The organism is Luteibacter sp. E-22 (assembly GCF_049913125.1).
Classification (GTDB): domain Bacteria; phylum Pseudomonadota; class Gammaproteobacteria; order Xanthomonadales; family Rhodanobacteraceae; genus Luteibacter.
The window spans coordinates 763,814-780,480 of the sequence record NZ_CP183975.1 but is presented as its reverse complement, the minus strand read 5'-3'; the positions used below and the strand labels follow the sequence as shown (position 1 = coordinate 780,480).

General features: G+C 63.2%; 16 protein-coding genes. 7 read left to right on the top strand and 9 right to left on the bottom strand.

Features of this window, described 5'->3' with window-relative positions; all coding sequences use genetic code 11:
* Window positions 1-14: 14 nt before the first annotated feature.
* Window positions 15-1,355 (top strand): carbohydrate porin, encoded by a 1,341-nt coding sequence (locus ACN9M2_RS03360; RefSeq protein WP_426286759.1) that lies wholly within the window; start codon window positions 15-17, stop codon window positions 1,353-1,355.
* A gap of 280 nt (window positions 1,356-1,635) precedes the next feature.
* Here ACN9M2_RS03360 and ACN9M2_RS03355 read toward each other — a convergent pair whose 3' ends face one another.
* On the bottom strand, window positions 1,636-1,827 hold the full coding sequence (locus tag ACN9M2_RS03355; protein WP_426286758.1) for a CPXCG motif-containing cysteine-rich protein: 192 nt from the start codon (window positions 1,825-1,827) through the stop codon (window positions 1,636-1,638).
* Between the two features lie 87 nt (window positions 1,828-1,914).
* Between ACN9M2_RS03355 and ACN9M2_RS03350 the strand changes: the two genes are divergently transcribed.
* The 4 genes from ACN9M2_RS03350 to msrB all read left to right on the top strand — a co-directional run bounded on the left by ACN9M2_RS03350 (window position 1,915) and on the right by msrB (window position 4,676).
* On the top strand, window positions 1,915-2,619 hold the full coding sequence (locus ACN9M2_RS03350) for an HAD family hydrolase (RefSeq protein ID WP_426286757.1): 705 nt from the start codon (window positions 1,915-1,917) through the stop codon (window positions 2,617-2,619).
* Window positions 2,620-2,711: 92 nt separating this feature from the next.
* Window positions 2,712-3,659 (top strand): YihY/virulence factor BrkB family protein, encoded by a 948-nt coding sequence (locus tag ACN9M2_RS03345; protein WP_426286756.1) that lies wholly within the window; start codon window positions 2,712-2,714, stop codon window positions 3,657-3,659.
* Window positions 3,656-4,003 carry a glycine zipper 2TM domain-containing protein gene (locus ACN9M2_RS03340; RefSeq protein WP_426286755.1) on the top strand — a complete coding sequence of 116 codons (348 nt, stop codon included), beginning with the start codon at window positions 3,656-3,658 and terminating at the stop codon, window positions 4,001-4,003. The genes ACN9M2_RS03345 and ACN9M2_RS03340 overlap by 4 nt, the downstream gene beginning before the upstream one ends.
* Window positions 4,004-4,088: 85 nt before the next feature.
* Complete coding sequence (msrB, locus tag ACN9M2_RS03335; RefSeq protein WP_426286754.1) at window positions 4,089-4,676, top strand: peptide-methionine (R)-S-oxide reductase MsrB; 588 nt, start codon at window positions 4,089-4,091, stop codon at window positions 4,674-4,676.
* Window positions 4,677-4,786: 110 nt separating this feature from the next.
* Here the strand turns inward: msrB and ACN9M2_RS03330 are convergent, their stop codons facing one another.
* Window positions 4,787-7,129: a DPP IV N-terminal domain-containing protein gene (locus ACN9M2_RS03330; RefSeq protein ID WP_426286753.1), complete on the bottom strand. Its 2,343-nt coding sequence runs from the start codon at window positions 7,127-7,129 to the stop codon at window positions 4,787-4,789.
* A gap of 101 nt (window positions 7,130-7,230) precedes the next feature.
* Window positions 7,231-8,043 carry an SDR family NAD(P)-dependent oxidoreductase gene (locus tag ACN9M2_RS03325; RefSeq protein WP_426286752.1) on the bottom strand — a complete coding sequence of 271 codons (813 nt, stop codon included), beginning with the start codon at window positions 8,041-8,043 and terminating at the stop codon, window positions 7,231-7,233.
* A 170-nt stretch (window positions 8,044-8,213) separates the two neighbouring features.
* Here ACN9M2_RS03325 and ACN9M2_RS03320 point away from each other — a divergent pair, with 170 nt between their 5' ends.
* Window positions 8,214-8,675, top strand: coding sequence for a PA2169 family four-helix-bundle protein (locus tag ACN9M2_RS03320; RefSeq protein WP_426286751.1), 462 nt, complete (start codon window positions 8,214-8,216; stop codon window positions 8,673-8,675).
* Window positions 8,676-8,690: 15 nt separating this feature from the next.
* Here the strand turns inward: ACN9M2_RS03320 and ACN9M2_RS03315 are convergent, their stop codons facing one another.
* Window positions 8,691-9,473 carry an alpha/beta hydrolase gene (locus tag ACN9M2_RS03315; RefSeq protein ID WP_426286750.1) on the bottom strand — a complete coding sequence of 261 codons (783 nt, stop codon included), beginning with the start codon at window positions 9,471-9,473 and terminating at the stop codon, window positions 8,691-8,693.
* A gap of 314 nt (window positions 9,474-9,787) precedes the next feature.
* Between ACN9M2_RS03315 and ACN9M2_RS03310 the strand changes: the two genes are divergently transcribed.
* Window positions 9,788-11,347: an N-acetylmuramoyl-L-alanine amidase gene (locus tag ACN9M2_RS03310; RefSeq protein ID WP_426286749.1), complete on the top strand. Its 1,560-nt coding sequence runs from the start codon at window positions 9,788-9,790 to the stop codon at window positions 11,345-11,347.
* 128 nt (window positions 11,348-11,475) lie between these two features.
* Here ACN9M2_RS03310 and ssb read toward each other — a convergent pair whose 3' ends face one another.
* From ssb to ACN9M2_RS03285, 5 genes are all read right to left on the bottom strand, one after another.
* On the bottom strand, window positions 11,476-12,048 hold the full coding sequence (gene ssb, locus ACN9M2_RS03305) for a single-stranded DNA-binding protein (RefSeq protein WP_426286748.1): 573 nt from the start codon (window positions 12,046-12,048) through the stop codon (window positions 11,476-11,478).
* A gap of 156 nt (window positions 12,049-12,204) precedes the next feature.
* On the bottom strand, window positions 12,205-12,723 hold the full coding sequence (locus ACN9M2_RS03300; RefSeq protein WP_426286747.1) for a fimbrial protein: 519 nt from the start codon (window positions 12,721-12,723) through the stop codon (window positions 12,205-12,207).
* Complete coding sequence (locus ACN9M2_RS03295; protein WP_426286746.1) at window positions 12,720-15,014, bottom strand: fimbria/pilus outer membrane usher protein; 2,295 nt, start codon at window positions 15,012-15,014, stop codon at window positions 12,720-12,722. The genes ACN9M2_RS03300 and ACN9M2_RS03295 overlap by 4 nt, the downstream gene beginning before the upstream one ends.
* Window positions 15,015-15,152: 138 nt before the next feature.
* Entirely contained in the window at window positions 15,153-15,893 is a 741-nt protein-coding gene (locus tag ACN9M2_RS03290; protein WP_426286745.1) for a fimbrial biogenesis chaperone, read from the bottom strand.
* A gap of 73 nt (window positions 15,894-15,966) precedes the next feature.
* Complete coding sequence (locus ACN9M2_RS03285; protein WP_426286744.1) at window positions 15,967-16,521, bottom strand: fimbrial protein; 555 nt, start codon at window positions 16,519-16,521, stop codon at window positions 15,967-15,969.
* Window positions 16,522-16,667: the final 146 nt, after the last annotated feature.

Below are 16,667 nucleotides of genomic sequence, written 5' to 3'. Positions count from 1 at the left end.
AGGGAGAAGGGTACATGCGCAATCAATTCAAAAAGCGTCCCCTTGCCGGGCTGGTGGTCGCGTGCATCGCGTTCGGTGCCACCGCGGCACATGCGCAAGACGATTCGATGAGGTCCGACCCCAGCCCCATGGCGAGCAGCAAATACCTGTTCGGCGATTGGGGCGGTGAGCGCACGCGTCTCGAAGACAAGGGCATCTCGTTCGACTTCGGTTATGGTTTCGAAGCCGCACACAACTATTCAGGCGGCGATCGCAACATCACCCGCTATACCGACCAGTGGAAGTTCGGCAGCGCGTTCGATCTGCAGAAGCTGTGGGGCTGGACCGGTGCCACGTTCAAGATCGTCATCACCGATCGTAACGGCCGCAACATCGGTGCCGACGCGAACATCGGCAACAACCAGCTGATCCAGGAAGTGTACGGACGTGGCCAGACCTGGCACCTGACCGTGTTCTCGCTGGAACAGAAGTTCTTCAACGACCGCCTGACCTGGAAGATCGGCCGCCTGCCGGTTGGCGAGGACATCAATCAGTTCTCGTGCGACTTCCAGAACCTGACCTTCTGCGGCGCGCAGCCGGGTAACATCGTCGGCGACTACTGGGTCAACTGGCCGACCAGCCAGTGGGCCACGGTGCTGAAGCTGGATACCACGAAGGACACCTTCGTGCAGATCGCCGCGTACCAGATGAATCCGAAGTACGTCGACGATTCGTACCAGCGCCACAACGGCCTGAAGCCGAACTTCCCGAGCGGCACCACCGGCGCGCTCATTCCGCTGGAGTTCGGCTGGAAGCCGATGGTGAACGGCTTGCCGGGTTCGTACCGCGCGGGCGTCTGGTACAACACCTCCAAGGGCAACGACCTGTACCTGAACGAGGATCGCCAGCCGCTGGCTATCGCCGGCGGCGATCCGCTGCAGCACGATTCGCGCAAGGGCGCGTGGATCACGTTCCAGCAGCAGGTGACCGGCGAAGCCGGTGGCAAGGGCGCCACCGTGTTCCTGAACGTCACCTCGGCCGACCATGCCACCTCGGCAACGAACAACCAGATCGCACTCGGCGTGGAGTACAAGGGCATCTTCGATCGCCCGAACGACTTCGTCGGCGCGGCACTCGGTGGTTCGCACGCCAGCGGTTACGCCGCGAAGAACCAGCGCCTGTTCAACGCGACGCATCCGGGCCAGGAAGGCATCATCAACGACGGCTACGAGAAGGTGGCCGAAGTGTTCTACAGCTGGTCGCCGATTCCCTCGATCGCGATCCGTCCGAACCTTCAGTACATCAAGGACCCGGGCGGCAGCAAGCAGAACGACGATGCCTTCGTGCTGGGTCTGAAGACGAGCGTGGCGTTCTAAGCGACGCGTTCATCCTGGCGAGACGTTTGCCAGAATCGAGAAGGCCCGGGGAAACCCGGGCCTTCTTCGTTTCCGTCATCGCCGCTGAAGCGGCTCCCACATAAAAACATGCCTGGGCCTGGGCCTGGACCTGCCATGCCTGCCATGCCTGCCATGCCTGCCATGCCTGCCATGCCTGCCATGCCTGCCATGCCTGCATGCCTGCCAGGCCTGCCGTGCCTGCCGTGCGATTTGCAGATGATCGCGAGCTCGTGTGGGAGCCGCTTCAGCGGCGATCCCCTCACCCGTCATTTTCCGCCGACGCATGGAGTTCAAAGGTCTCGTCGCCTTCATCCACCAGCAGCCGCATCACGATGGGGCGGCAGCACACCTGGCAGTCTTCGATATACGTCTGGCTCCCCGCCGAGGTGTCGACGGCGACTTCGATGGTCTCTCCGCAGTAGGGGCATGCGATGTCGGTGAAATTGAACATGGTCTCTCGCTTCGTTGGCATCGCCGACAGGGTCGGCGATTCGGTTCGCGGTATCCTATCCCGCTGCGACAAACGAGACTTGTACCCATGATCGATCTTGTCGGCTTCGATGGCGACGACACCCTCTGGCGCAGCCAGGAGTTCTACGACCAGGCCCAGGAGGCGTTCGAGGCCATCCTTGGCCGCTACGTGGATCTCACCACCAAGGGCCTTCGCGACGCCTTGCTGGCCACCGAGCGCGGCAACATCGCCCTCTTCGGCTACGGTGCGAAGGGCATGGCGCTGTCGATGATCGAATCGGCGATCGAACTGACCGATGGCCGCATCGAGGCGCGCGACATCCACCGAATCGTGCGCCTGGGCAAGGACGTGCTTTCCCACCCCGTGGAGCTCCTGCCCGGCATCCGTGATGCCGTGGAAGCCGTGGCGGCGAAGCACCGCGTGGTCCTGATCACCAAGGGCGACCTGTTCCACCAGGAATACAAGGTCGCCCGCAGTGGGCTCGCGGATATCTTCCATCGCATCGAAATCGTCTCGGAAAAGGACCCGGCGGCGTATGCCCGGTTGTTCGGCGAGTTCGAGGTGGGTCCGGACCGGTTCGCCATGGTGGGCAACTCGTTGAAGTCGGACATCGTCCCGGTGGTCGAGCTTGGAGGATGGGGCGTATACATGCCCTACCACAGCACCTGGGCCCACGAACTGGTGGCGGAGTTCGCCATGACCGAACGGGTGGTCGAAGTGGCCGACGCGACCGGTATCGCGGCGGCGATCGAGCAAATGCACGGGGCGTGATGGCATGGGAGCGCGGTCGCGGCGTCCGCGGTCCACGTTTTTTTCGCACGGCCCGCACGAAGCTTGCATCCAGGCGAGACGGAGGTAGCGGCATGGATTCGAGGTTGCACCTGGCCTGGCGCGTGGTCCGGACCACGGCGAGGGGTTTCAGTGACGATGAACTAATGACCCGTGCCGCGGCGCTGGCCTTCTACTCGGCGCTGTCGTTCGCCCCGCTGCTGGTCCTCCTGCTCTGGATCGTGGCCTCGCTGCGGCCGGAATGGCAGGCGCAGTTGATTGACAGCCTCAACGGACTGGTCGGCCCACGAGCCTCGGACGCGGTGCGATTGGTGATCGACAACGCCAGGCAGCGTCCCAGCGTCGGCAGCATGGCCGGCGTGATCGGGCTGGGCGTCACCCTGATTGGCGCTTCCGCGGTCTTCGCGCAATTGCAGGGCGCGCTGAACCGGGTCTGGAGCCTCCAGCCCCGCCCCGGATCGACCAAGGGCGCCATCCTCGGCTGGCTGCGGGCGCGGATGCACGCACTGGGCCTGCTGCTCTCGCTGGCCTTCCTCCTGGTGATCTCGTTTTCCGCCAGCGCGCTGATCGCCGTGTTCGTGCGCGGTGGGACCACCGGCTGGCAGGTCCTGGAGATCGTGATCTCCCTGGCCGTGTTCGTCTTGATCTTCGGCGCGATCTACAAGGTGTTGCCGGACGCGATCATCGAATGGCGCGACGCGATGATCGGCGCGACACTGACCGCCCTGCTCTTCGCCGTGGGCAAGTTCGCCATCGCCATCTACCTGGACCGCAGCAACGTAGGCGGCCCTTACGGCCCCGCGGGCGGCGTGGTCGTCCTGCTGGTCTGGGTCTACTACTCGGCCCTGATCCTGCTGCTTGGCGCCGAACTGACGGAAGCCGTGGCCGAGGAGCGCGGCACGCCGATTAAACCGCGGCCATATGCGATGTCGACGCGGGCACCTCAAATGCCCGGGATTGACCCGTCCGTCACGAAGCCGGCGGTATCCCTGAAGGCCACCGAGAAGGAGGACCTGACATGAAGACCCACCTGCTCGCCGTCGCCGCGATCGCCATCGCCGGCACGGCCGCCGTTTCCACGCCGCCGGCCGAGGCCCAGGCCCGGCGGAGCCAGCACCAGGTCTGCGAGAACGTCCGGGTGAAGCAGATCAACTCCAAGGACGACAACCGCCTGATCGGCACGGGCGTCGGCGCCGTGGCCGGTGGCCTGATCGGCAACCAGGTCGGCGGCGGCAAGGGCAAGACCCTGGCCACGGTGGCCGGCGCGGTGGGCGGTGGCTACGCCGGCAACCGCATCCAGAAGAGCCACCAGGACAAGAATGCCTCGTACACCACCGAGCGCCGTTGCCGCTGGGTGGACGACTGAGCCTCGCGGGGTTGTAAGCGGACGGCGGTGGCGCCGGTCTCATGGAAAGGGCGCCCTGGCGCCCTTTCCCGCTTCCGGAGGCTGTATGCGTACCGATCCCGATCGTCGTCGTTTCCTCGGCGTGCTGGCCGCCACGGCGGCCGCGTCGATTTCCCTGCCTTTCGCCTTGCGCGCCACGCGGCCCGCGATGGCGGCCGATGCGCCCGTGCCCAAGGGCGGCAACGTAACGCTGGATTGTTTCGGCAACGACAAGAAACCGCTGGGGACCTGCGTCGAACCCCGCATCGTCCTCACTGACGAGCAGTGGAAGGCGAAGCTGAGCAGCAAGTCGTATTACATCACCCGCCACGATGGCACCGAACCGCCCTATACCGGCGAGGGCTGGGATCGCCATGACAACGGCATCTACCGGTGCATCTGCTGCGATACGGCCCTCTATGACTCGGCGACGAAGTTCGATTCGGGCACCGGCTGGCCAAGCTTCTACCAGCCGATCTCCAAGCGGAACATCACCGGGAAGAGTGACCGCAGCCTGATCGAGGAGCGGACCGCCGTGAACTGCGCGCGGTGCGATGCGCACCTGGGCCACGTGTTCGACGATGGCCCCGATCCGACGGGACTACGCTATTGCATGAACGCGGCGGCGATGCGGTTCGTGGCCTACGCGGCCTAGCCGAGGGCGGTAATCGCCGCTGAAGCGGCTCCCACAGCCTGCCCGGTGGAAGCTGCGCCTTCCAGGGAGGCCGTACAAAAAAACCCCGCCATTTAGGCGGGGTTTCTGGTTCAACCGCCCGGGGGCGTCATCGGTGTCAGCTCGAATTCCTTCGGCGGTGTTTCACCCTTCAGGTAGCGCACGAAGTAGTCCCAGCGGCGGCGCGTCATGTACTGCGTGGCCGCGCCATAACCGTGGTGGGCGTTGGGAATCATGACCAGGTCGAAGTCCTTGTTGGCCTTGATCAGCGCTTCCACCACCAGCAAGGTCTCGTAGGGCGGCACGTTGTCATCGGAAGTGCCGTGGGCGAGCATCAGATGGCCCTTCAGGCCCGATGCCCACTTCTGGTTCGCCTGGTCGTCGTAGTTCGACTTGCCGTCCTTGTCGGTGACCAGCAGGCCCTGCCACTTCTCGGCCCAGTCGTCTTCGTAGTTGCGGTTGTCGTGATTGCCCGATTCCGAGATACCGACCTTGAACACGTCGGCGTTACGGAACATGGCGGTAGCGGTGGCGTTGCCGCCGCCGGAATGGCCCCAGATACCGACGCGATCACCGTCGAGCCAGGAATACTTCTGCACCAGCTGCTTCACCGCCGTGACCTGGTCGGGCAGCGTGTTGTCGCCGATGTTCTTGAAGTAGGCGTCGTGGAAGGCCTTCGAGCGCCACGGCGTGCCCATGCCATCCACGGCCACCACGACGAAGCCCAGCTCGGCCAGCGCCTGGTTGTCGCCATGCGAGGGAATGAAGCTGCGCGTACGCACCGAGCCAGTCTGCGGGCCCGGATAGATGTAGACCACGAGCGGATACTTCTTCGACGGATCGAAGTTCGTCGGCTTGAACATCTGGCCGTAGAGGTCGGTCTTGCCGTCACGCGCCTTCACCGTGAACGCGGTGGGCGGTACCCAACCCTTGGCCTTCAGGCGCGAGATATCGGCGCGGGCGATCTCCTTGACCGTGGTTCCGGTATCGGAGCGGCGGACCACGGCGACCGGCGGCGTGTCGATCGTCGAATACGAATCGAAGAAGTACGTGCCGTCCTTCGACATCGACACGCTGTGATCGGCGTTCTCGGGCGTGAGCAGGGTCAGGCCCTTGCCGTCGAAGCCGACCTTGTAGAACTGCTGGTAATACGGATCGACGCCCTTCTCGCGGCCCACGCCACGGAACCAGATCGTCTTCGTCTTCGGGTCGATATGCAGCACCTGGGTGACGTTCCAGTCGCCCTTGGTGATCTGCTGCTCGAGCTTGCCGGTCTTGAGGCTGTACATGTACAGGTGGCCCCAGTTGCTCCGCTCGGAGAACCAGATCACCTGATCGGTTTCTGGCACGTACTGCCAGTTGGCCATGTCGTTGCCGCCTTCGAAATAGGTCTTCGCCTTTTCGTCGAATACGGTACGGACATCACCCGTTTCCGGGTTGGCCACGCGGAACCATTCATGCGTATGGTCGCGCGCGGTTGAAACGAAAGCGATGCTCTTGCCATCGTCGGCCCAGCGCACGTCGTCCCACACGCCGGGACTGCACGAGACGTCGTCGCAGATCGTCGAACGGTGCTGGTCGGGCGGCATCTTGAAGCGGACGACCTTCTTCGTCGGCACGTCGATCACGACGCGCTCGATCATCGTCACGTCCTTGTCGCCCGGCAACGGGTACTTCCAGGTGTCGACCTTGGGGTGCCCCACATTGACGCCGACCAGGGTCATTTCGCCGGTCTTGCGCTGATCCTGCTGGAAGGTGGCGATCTTCTTCGAATCGGGCGACCAGACGAGGATGGCCTCGTCGGTGTGCTTCCAACCCGCGTTGTCGGTGGCGTAACCGTAATCCTTGACGCCATCGGTGGTCAGCTGCGTTTCCGCACCCGTGGCGATATCGCGTACCCACAGATTCCAGTCGCGGATGAAGGCCTCGGACTTGCCGTCCGGCGACTTCAGGCCGGGCTCGTCGCCATAGGCCTTGCCGTTCGTGTCCTTCTTCACCGCGGCGAGTTCACACTTGCCGACAGCCTTGTCGCAAACGTACCGCTTGCCGTGCGAAGTGATGTCCAGGCCATCGTCCGGGCGGACGACGAAGCCGGTGACGGGCAGCTTGCTCGCGTCGACCTTCTTGCCGGTCGCCGCGGAAAGCGCCGCGGCCACCTTGTCGCGATCGAATGCGCGCGTGGCCTCGCCGGTGGCGGCGTCCACCTTCATGAACTGGTCGCCATCCTTGTCGTGGTCGCGATACCAGAAATGGCCATCGTCGATCCAGGTTACGCGCTGGACCGAGTGGTCCACCAGCGGCATGGTGTTATTGGCGAGGAACGAGTCCGCGCGCCGGTAATCGTCCGTGGTGACGGTCTGCGCCGAGGCGGCGGAGGCCCCGATCAGGCCGAGGAGGACGGCGCCGGAAAGCGCCGCGTTGCGTGTGATCGACATCGATGGTCCCCGTGACGGCAGGGCGGCGCGGAAAGCGCCGCAAACCGGACGAGGCTAGCCCCCGGCGGCCTACGAGGCCTATGCCAGAGGTCATGGGTGGGCTAGGCGTTGTGGGGTCCGGTCCGGAAACGCCGGCCCTGGCGCTCCACCATCTTCAGGGCCAGATTGTCCGGCATCAGCTTGAAAAGGCTCTTGATGGTCCTGTTCACCCAGCCGTTCACATACACGGCCTTGCCCGCCTCCACCGCGTCCAACCCTTGCCGGGCGACCGTCTGCGCATCCATCCACATGAAGCCGGGCATTTTCGAGACCAACTCCCTGGAGCCGGTGACATCGTGGAATTCGGAATAGGTGAAGCCAGGACAGACCGCTGTGGTGTGCACGCCCGTGCCCTTGCCTTCCAGCGCCAGCGACTGCGAGAACTTGATCAGGTAGGCCTTAGACGCCGCGTACAGCGTGTGGCCGGCGGAACCGGGCACATGGCCCGCTAGCGAGGCGACGTTGACGATCCGGCCATAACCGCGCGCCTTCATGCCCGGCAACAAGCGATACGCCAATTCGGTGGGTGCCGTCATCAACACCTGGATGAACGCCGCATGCGTCGGCCACGGCTGCTCGTCGAAATAGCCGGTGACGCCGTAGCCGGCGTTGTTCACCAGCACATCGATCGACAAGCCCTGGGCGTCGAGCGCCGCCACCAGCGCCTCCGGGCCGTCCGGCCGGGCGAGATCCAGCGGCGCGACGACCGCCTCGATGGCATGGCGTTCACGCAGTTCCTTGGCCAGCGCCTCGAGACGGTCGGCCCGGCGTGCCGTCAGCACGAGGTCGTGGCCGCGACAGGCGAGTTCGCGGGCGAAAGCCTCGCCGATGCCTGCCGATGCGCCCGTGACCAGGGCGCGACGATTGGATGTCATGGATGCTCTCCCGTGCAACCTGTGTGAGCAGGAGTATGCACCGGCGGAGCATGAACGAAAGGCGGTCGTCGTTACCGGCGCGACGTGCCTTTCACGTTTTCGTGCCCCCCCGGGCCGCGAAGCTCGTGCTCCCCACGAACGATCCTTCCGATCACGAGGAGTCCACGACCATGACAAGTACCGACCATGACATTAAGGTTCTCAATACCCTGATCGAAACCACCATCGACAGCGCCGAAGGTTATGGCGAGGCGGCGAAGGATGCCGGAAATACCCGTTATGCAGCCTCGTTCCAGCAGCGCGCGGCCGAGCGACGCCAGCTTGCGCTTCGTCTGCAGCAGCAGGTCAGCTCGCTGGGTGGCAAACCGGAGGACGACGGTTCCGTACTGGCCAAGGCACACCGCATGTTCGTGGAACTGCGCTCGAAGATGAGTTCAAAGGATGACACCGCCATCGTCGACGAGGTCGAGCGTGGCGAAGACCACATCAAGGCGAAGTACGAGCACGCCCTGGAGGACAACGACGTGACCGCAGGCACACGCTCACTGATCAACGAAGCCTACGTTACGGTGAAGAGCGGGCACGACCAGATGCGCGACCTCAAGCACGCCCTGCACGGTTCGACGCACTGATCCAGCGCCACTCCGTCACGGAGTGGCTTGGGTGGCGGCCTGCTCGATCAGCGCCGCCACTTCTTTCGGGCGCGACTGGTAGACCGAGTGGCTCGCGCCTTTCACCTCGATCGTGTGGCTCTTCGCACGCTTGGCGTACATGCGCTCCAGGTCCGGATTGATGATCTTGTCGGCTGTCGCCACGGCGTACCAACTCGGCTTGTCCTTCCAAGCGGGGTGACCCGCGGGCGTGTCGAACACCGATGCCGCTGTGAAACCCTGGGCGTTCGCCTCGAAGGTGGCTTGCTGCAGCGGAAGGTCGGCGGCGAAGTCGGCGGGATATTTCGCCGGATCGAGATAAAGGAAACCGTCCGCGGTTTTCTTGATGTCCTTGGTCTGGCTGGTGGCGCTGGGAAAGCGCTTGCCGTTGGCCACTTCGGTCTCGCCCTCGTCGAGCGCATGCGCGGCGATATAGACCAGGCCCACCACCTTCGGATCGTTGCCCACATCGGTGATGATCGCGCCGCCGTAGCTATGTCCCACGAGGATGGTCGGGCCGTCCTGCATGTCGACGATGCGTTTGACGGCGGTCACGTCATCGGCAAACGAGGTCAGCGGATGCTCGGCGACCGACACGTGATATCCGTTCTTCACCAGGATGTCGTAGACCGGCTTCCAGCCGCTTCCGTTCGCCCACGCGCCGTGAACCAGGACGACGTTCCGCACGGGAGTCGCCGCCATGGCGGAACCGCCGGCCATGGCTCCTCCGAAGAGGATCGCGGCGGAGAGAAGCAGGGTCGCGCCTTTCTTGCTGTTCATCGGGATAAGGCCTCGGGGAAAGGAATCCGGAGGGAGCAAGCGCGGTCCGGCCGGTACCGCCGATTTTGGAGTTATCGGCGTGGCGTTATTGGCGAACCTTACGCCGAAAGGCAAAAACCTATGCTTTCTCGTAGGCTTTTTGGACCGATGGTACTTTGTCGCACATGCCGACAGCGGTGACTCGAATATAAGGCTCGATGGCCTGACAAATTTCTCAGAGCGTCGGTGACTATAGCGAATCTTCGGAAGAACGGACGATTACCGCGCATCGTTAGATCGATGCGATCAGATCGATTCGTCCACCGGAGATGAAAATGAAAAGCACGGCCGTGAGAACGCAAGCACTACGTTTAGTCATCCTTTTCGGCGCTGCCACCATTTTTCCCATCGAGCATTCCTCCGCGGCACAAGCCGAGCGAGAAACTCCGAAAGATGCGGAGCCAGCTGAGGATTCGACCAAACTTACTGCCAGTCATCGAGCCTCCCTAGAACCGATCCTGCGGGGGTTGCTGCAGGCTCAGGTAGACGCGCAGGAACGCACGCCGGGTCAGGCACCGATTATCGTGGTGGGCAAGGTGTCCTTCAATGAGTCCGGCGATGAACTTTTAGTGGAACTTGGAAAAGGCTACGTACCCAAGTACTACGGTGGTGACTTCGAAGACCAGATTCACGCGTTGGCTAACACTGTATACGCATACATGGACAAACTAGGGCCACTTCGCAGCGTGGATTTTACTTTCGAAGGAAGGGATATTCTCGACTACTTCCCCTACGAGAGGGAACTCAAAGAACGCGCGGAGACGTCACGGCGCGACGCCCTCCTTCATCCCGCAAACGCCGGTAACAGCCGCGTCCTTGTCTCGGGTGGTCACGGTTACTATTTCCACAAGAAGTACGGCTGGACCACGCAAAGATCATTGGTAAATGGAATCATCGAGGATTTCGCAACGCCGGCATTTGCCGCTTCATTGAATACTTATCTAACTTCCCGTAGCGGAGCAGAAGTTTTCAGAGCCCGCTCCCTGTCGAGAGAAAGACACGCTGAAAGCGGCAACCCATGGGCAGACATGGCGAGCCGTTATTTTCTCAAAAATGTGCTCCCGGATGCCCCTGAGATCTGGAACAGCAAGCCCGGTGAGGGTGGCGATATGGAAGAGTACAACCAGGACATCAGGAGTCGCCCTCTGTACGCGAATCATCTTGGAGTGGATGCCGCCATTCATCTTCATACCAACGCAGATACTTCGCCCGAAACAAGGGGAATCCGCGTCTTTTACACCAAAGGAAGGGAGGCGGACGAGCGCCTTGCGACCGCAGCCCTGTGCTACATCAAAGAGAGCTTGCAATCCAACCCTTCTCTTGAAGACTTTCCAGTTGGATCCATGCCAAGCGTGGGCCGATATGGAGAGAACACTTATGCGACGCGGCCAAGCATCGTTGCGGAGATCGGCTTCCATACCAACAAGGAAGACGCCGCAGCAATCGGAAACTACGTTTTCCGCGATCTGACGATGCGGGGACTTGAGAAGGGCTACCGCATGTTCCACGAAGGTCGTGGATGCGAAGAGTTCACTGTCACTCACCCCGAAGTGAGTCTGGTCTCTGATACCCCCGTAAAAATAAACGTGTCACTCAGTGGATCTCCGAGATTTCCCGTTAAATATGCGATGATTGTCACGGAGTGCTCGCCCGGCATTACTTGCACCCCACGATATGGCCAGTTCGATGACTCTACTGCACCATTGACCATTCGCTACGATTGCTCGGCAATGAAAGACCAACCCTTCACCACCAAGTGGGATGCCTTCTTTACTGATGCGGATGGCGTCAAGGCAAAAACGCCTGTCGCGATGACATGCCAGCCTAAAGGCTAAGCGTGACGTTGAGATGATGCTGCATCTATGCCACGGCAAGAACGAATAATATGAGCAAAGGAATGAAAAAGCCCCTGTAAAACAGGGGCTTTGGTCGTATTTCGTTACTTTATGATCTCAGATGTACTTTAGAACGGGATATCGTCGTCGTCGAAGCCTTCATTCGCCGGCGGAGCCGAGCGCTGCGGCGCATTGCCGCCTCGCGGCTGGCCATAGTCGTCGCCGCCGCGCGCACCGCCACCGAAGTTGCCGCGTTGCTGGCCACCGCCGCCGCCGCCCGCGCCGCCGCCGAAATTGCCGCGGGATTGCTGCTGCGGACGCGCGCCGCCCTGCCCACCGGCGAAACCGCCGCCTTCACCGCCACCCTGACCACCGAGCATCTGCATTTCGTTCGCGATGATGTCGGTCGAATAGCGCTCGACGCCATCCTTGTCGGTGTACTTGTCGGTGCGCAGCGAGCCCTCGATGTAGACCTGGCGACCCTTCTTCAGGTATTCGCCCGCGATTTCCGCGAGCTTGCCGAAGAGTTTCACCCGGTGCCACTCGGTGCGCTCTTGCTTCTCGCCGGACTGCTTATCCGTCCAGGCTTCGGACGTGGCGATGCGCAAGGACGTGATCGCCGTGCCGCTACCGGTGTAACGGGTTTCCGGGTCCGCGCCGAGATTGCCGACGATGATGACCTTGTTGATGCCGCGTGCCATGGATTTCCCTCGTATGCGTGTCTTTCCCGCCCATGATAGCGAGCCGGCGCGGAGGCGGGGGCTTGCAGGGTCGGACCGGTTAGTTTGGTCGAAGGGCGCGCGGAGGGCAAACCGTAGGGTGACGGCGGAGTCCGGTGCACATCGTAGGGCCGGGGCTCACTCCCACTGGATCTGGACCAGGGCCGTCGCGACGGCGTCTCCGGCCTTGAGCGGACCCACCCGTATGTAGCGGGCCTGGAAGGCGAGCGCCGGAATGCCGCCCATCCAGCTGAATTCCACCGGCGAGGAGCCGTCAGGCGGCAGGGCCTGGCCATCGGCCGTGCGCATCTCGATGGCCACCCCCTCGGCCCCACCCACGGGAGCGATATAACGAGGATCGGCCGGGTGGGCCGTGGCACGCATCGTGACGCTGGCCTTGGTCGCGCCCACGCAGTCCACTCCCGTGAAACTGGCCTCGCGCCAACGACTGCCATCGCCCACGGCACCCAACTCGGATGCCGCCACCGTATCCAGGTCGATCCGGACACGGCTGAGCGCGAGGCCGCAGGAAGGCGTCACCGCCCCTTGCACCTCGAAATCGAGGCTATCTTCAGCGTGGACGATGGTGACCACGCCCATGGCGAGGGCCGTGGCCGTCAAAAGGCATCCCCGGGCGCGCATCCTGGTCTTGTTCATTTGCATACTCCAATGTGCCGGACATCACCGGCGGCGGTTTTCGTCGTGGTAAGCAGCTGCAGGTCGCACCGGCCCCCGATTCCCTCCCAGCGCACCGTCCAGCGGCCGCGAGCGTCCTTTCCGCGCAGGAAGACGCGGCCCGCCTGACCGATGACACCTACGGAACGGCCCCCGTCGTCGACCACTTCAGCCGCGAACGGCAGGGGAGTCCCATCGGCAAAAGCCGCGGTCACAAGGAAGGTCGTAGCCACGTCCGTCACGAATGGAACGAGGACCACGGCACCCGATGTCGGTGCCACGCGCCGATGGGTAGACGCCAGGGCAACGTCCAGCGGCAGGCCCGAAGGATCGAGATCGACGCTGTTCCAGCGGAAAGGGGTTAGGTGGGAAACAACGGCATGGCCGCTGCGATCGATGCGGGTACCCGGGCCAGTTCCCACACGGGCTCCGCCTGCGCCCCGGGCACGAACCAGGGCGCTTGCCTCTCCCAGGCGTTGTGCGAACGTGATGCCGCCGGCATGGAATACGACGCCTCCCGCTGCCGACAGGGAGCCACCCCGCACGGAATCGGTGTGCTCGATGCTCGCGGATACCTCTCCCACCGGTAGCGCCTTGGTTAGGGATGCGTCGAGCCGCTGTCCTTCGTGACGGTGCCCGGCCAGCGCTGCGCCGTATAAGAGCGTCCCATCGTCACCCACGCTTCCGCTGACGCCGATACGAGCGCCACCCGAATGCTCGCCAAGCAGCGATGCATGCAAGTTCGTCGAAGACGCTGGCGTACCGAGCGGCACCGAGAGCGTCCATTGTCCCGTCGTATCGTGACGCGATCTGCGCAGGGAGAGATCCATCGTGGCGCGCCGCCAACCGCGGGTCCACGACATCGCGTGGTCGACTGTCGTGCCTCCATCACGCTTTCGCGAGACGTGACTGATGCTTGCGCTCAGCGAACCACGCTCATCGCCGAGATCCCGCTGCACGATCAGATCGGTACGGCGCATCGACGCGAGAGGGCTCCTGTCAGTGGGCGGTGTAGGCAGCGAGGTTTCCCGGCCACGCGCCACGCTGAGCGAAACCAGCGTCCCGTCACGCCATTGTTTACCGTGGCGCAGGCGCCACAACCGTCCATTCCGGCCATTCTGAAATGCGGAATGGGTGATATCCATGGCGAGAGCCCCCGCCAGGGTATCGACCGCCCCACCCAACACCACCGATGTCTGGCGTGGCCATTGACGCCAGCCGGTATACAAGGTGATGTCGTGTGGAAATCCATGCCGCCAACTCGCCTGGACCAACGGCACGGCACGTCCGCGACCTGGCCGGGCCTGGCCGGCACTGAGCGCATAGCCCGTATGCCCTTCGCGCAGAAGCTCGGGTACGGGAAAAAAAGGTATGCGAAAGGTCCGGTGGACGCCATCGCTTTCAAGGACATCCACCTCGATGTCGCCGCCACGCCCGGCGGCGTGCAAATCGTCGATCACGAAGGCTCCCGGCGGAACAGTCAACTCGCGCAGCAGCATGCCGTTCTGCGTCACCCTGACCGTCGCATGGCTGGCCGCCGTTCCCGTCACCCGCGGCATATAACCGTCCGATGCGTCGACGGACATGCGTGCGTCGCTGGCAACACTTAGCCCGCGCAACCGCACAGGTGCGAACAGGTCGTCGGCCGGCGCGATGTCACCCACACGCAGCTGCGATCGCCACGTTCCCAACTGCCGTTCCACGAACCCGTATCGGCCGCGGTAGCGCCGGCCCGACCATGCGCCGGCATGACGCACCCGCCAGGCGTCGAGGTTCAAGCCAGCGTCGATGCCCACGAAAGCCGAGGTACGGCGGCGATTCGCAGAAGACGTGTGGCGAACGTTCGTACGCCACGCAAGCAATCCCGCATCGATACCTTGATCCCATTGAGCGGGCGGAACCGCAGCACTCGAACGACGCATCATCGCCGCTTGCGGCACTTCGATGTAAAGGCGTTGCTCGCCGATGTCGAGACGCGACGTAGCGGCATCGATGCGCTCACCGATCGACCGACATGGGTCATCCGCAGGCGTCGCCGGCACATCCAGGGAGAGACCAAATGACAGGAGTTCGTCATGCGCGATACATGGCGTAGCGTCCGCACGGCCTGTCTTCGACTCGAACCGGACGTTCTTGCGCACCTGCCATTCACCGTTCATCCAGATGTCCACTTCATAGTTCCCCGGCAGCACGGGATTGCCATGTGAATAGCGCGACAGGTCGAGCGTCGAACGCTCGTCCACCGGAAGGAAGGCCGCATCGAATTCCACCACGGGCGTTTCTTGAGCATGGGCCGCGCATCCCATGGCAAGGCATCCGGCAAGGGCGATGCTCCGCGAGACCACGAAGCGTGACGGCAATCCCTCACGGCATCGCCCATTGACGACAACCGGCATGCGCGCGCTCCCCGCTCACCGGTCCACCGCTGCGGAACCACGGACCGTGGCTCCGAAATCGTTGATGGTCACGAAATCGACCTTGGCGGTATCGAAGCTGTCTCTGTCCTTCGACAACGGAAACCCCAGTGACGCGCCCGGAGCCACCATTCCACCACCCAGCGACACGGGCGACCCGGCCCCTTCGCTTGTATGCAAGTCGACTGCATTGAAGGAGACGTGATAGGGCGAGGGATTCACGACCTTTAGCGACGCCCCGTCCACGCCCTGCTCGATCGACCACCGCAAGGTAGCCACCGCCCGGTCGGGTGACGACGGAAGGTCTTTCGGCCGGTGGAGGAGCTTCAGGCGGTGACGGAACGCGAATTGCAGCACGTTCTTACTTTCGGCGTCCGAAGCCTTGGGCGGGATTTCCAATACGTTGAGCCAGTAGAGAACTTCCTTATCGCGGGGCACGTCATCGCCCACGTGCACGATGCGCAAGGCATGGCCGTTGCCGGGATCGATCCGGAATACAGGCGGCGTGATGGCGAACGGCGCGTGGGCGCTCGTGGGCGTGGAACGCTCGTCGCCGTCGTCGACCCATACCTGGACCAGCGCCGGATCGCCGCCCTTGTTTTCCAGCCGCAACGATACGTCGCGTGTCTGTGCTGGAAAGACCACCCGTGTACCGCCGATGACGACGGCTGCATTCGCCACCGATATGCCACACAGCGCCAGGACGATGGCCAGGATCGTCGGTTTCGTTCGAAGCATGGGGAATCCTTCGTCTCGCTTCCATGAGCCGGCCGGGCACGACGGCCCGGCCGGCAACCGCTGTACGGGTCGCTTAGTCGTAAACGACCTGGAAGCCGACCCTGGAGGCGGCCGTGCCGCCCTTGACATCACCCATGCTGTAGTAGCGTGCGATCAGGCCGATTTCGGCGACGTGGTCCGTCACTTTCACGCCCTGGGAGTCCTCGGTGTACATGTTGATGGGTGTGCCGTCCCGGTTCGCCATCTGGATCTGCACGTTCGTGGCCGCATCGTCACCAGGATCGACATTGAGACGGCCCGTGGTGCGATCCATCGCGGGGCTCGCGGGATCGAAGCGGATCTTCGCCGTGATGTCGTTGGTACATTCCTCGTTGCCGCCAATGCGGATGACGAAGCCACGGTCTCCGGCTGTATCGCCCTGGTTGGCCAGCGCACCCGCGCTGATGCTGCCCAATGCCACGGTCTTTGTCGCCGCGCCGCCACCGGGAGGTTTTCCTTCCACTTGGCACGTCGTGGCGACGATGCGCCCGGTGATGTCGATGATGCCGTCGTTCGCCGCATGGGAGCGGGGGGCGGAGACGATGAGGGCCGTGGCGAGCAAGGCGATGGCGCTACGTTTTCTGTACATGGCGGCTTCCTGGAAAAGGGATGGCGTGCCGGCGATGGAACCATCGGCGCGCCCAGAAAGTCTGCGTATCCCAACCCCCCGTTGCGATACGTAAATTCTGAAAAAAATGCCCCTTCAGCAGCATCCCGCGGACTCGTCCCTCGGCG

Bases quoted from the DNA above. Each gene is read 5' to 3' on its own strand.
- ACN9M2_RS03330 (WP_426286753.1), bottom strand. From the start codon at position 7,129: ATGTCGATCACACGCAACGCGGCGCTTTCCGGCGCCGTCCTCCTCGGC.
- ACN9M2_RS03360 (WP_426286759.1), top strand. From the start codon at position 15: ATGCGCAATCAATTCAAAAAGCGTCCCCTTGCCGGGCTGGTGGTCGCG.
- ACN9M2_RS03290 (WP_426286745.1), bottom strand. From the start codon at position 15,893: ATGCTTCGAACGAAACCGACGATCCTGGCCATCGTCCTGGCGCTGTGT.
- ACN9M2_RS03355 (WP_426286758.1), bottom strand. From the start codon at position 1,827: ATGTTCAATTTCACCGACATCGCATGCCCCTACTGCGGAGAGACCATC.
- ACN9M2_RS03320 (WP_426286751.1), top strand. From the start codon at position 8,214: ATGACAAGTACCGACCATGACATTAAGGTTCTCAATACCCTGATCGAA.
- ACN9M2_RS03285 (WP_426286744.1), bottom strand. From the start codon at position 16,521: ATGTACAGAAAACGTAGCGCCATCGCCTTGCTCGCCACGGCCCTCATC.
- ACN9M2_RS03315 (WP_426286750.1), bottom strand. From the start codon at position 9,473: ATGAACAGCAAGAAAGGCGCGACCCTGCTTCTCTCCGCCGCGATCCTC.
- msrB (WP_426286754.1), top strand. From the start codon at position 4,089: ATGCGTACCGATCCCGATCGTCGTCGTTTCCTCGGCGTGCTGGCCGCC.
- ACN9M2_RS03340 (WP_426286755.1), top strand. From the start codon at position 3,656: ATGAAGACCCACCTGCTCGCCGTCGCCGCGATCGCCATCGCCGGCACG.
- ACN9M2_RS03325 (WP_426286752.1), bottom strand. From the start codon at position 8,043: ATGACATCCAATCGTCGCGCCCTGGTCACGGGCGCATCGGCAGGCATC.
- ssb (WP_426286748.1), bottom strand. From the start codon at position 12,048: ATGGCACGCGGCATCAACAAGGTCATCATCGTCGGCAATCTCGGCGCG.
- ACN9M2_RS03310 (WP_426286749.1), top strand. From the start codon at position 9,788: ATGAAAAGCACGGCCGTGAGAACGCAAGCACTACGTTTAGTCATCCTT.
- ACN9M2_RS03350 (WP_426286757.1), top strand. From the start codon at position 1,915: ATGATCGATCTTGTCGGCTTCGATGGCGACGACACCCTCTGGCGCAGC.
- ACN9M2_RS03300 (WP_426286747.1), bottom strand. From the start codon at position 12,723: ATGAACAAGACCAGGATGCGCGCCCGGGGATGCCTTTTGACGGCCACG.
- ACN9M2_RS03345 (WP_426286756.1), top strand. From the start codon at position 2,712: ATGGATTCGAGGTTGCACCTGGCCTGGCGCGTGGTCCGGACCACGGCG.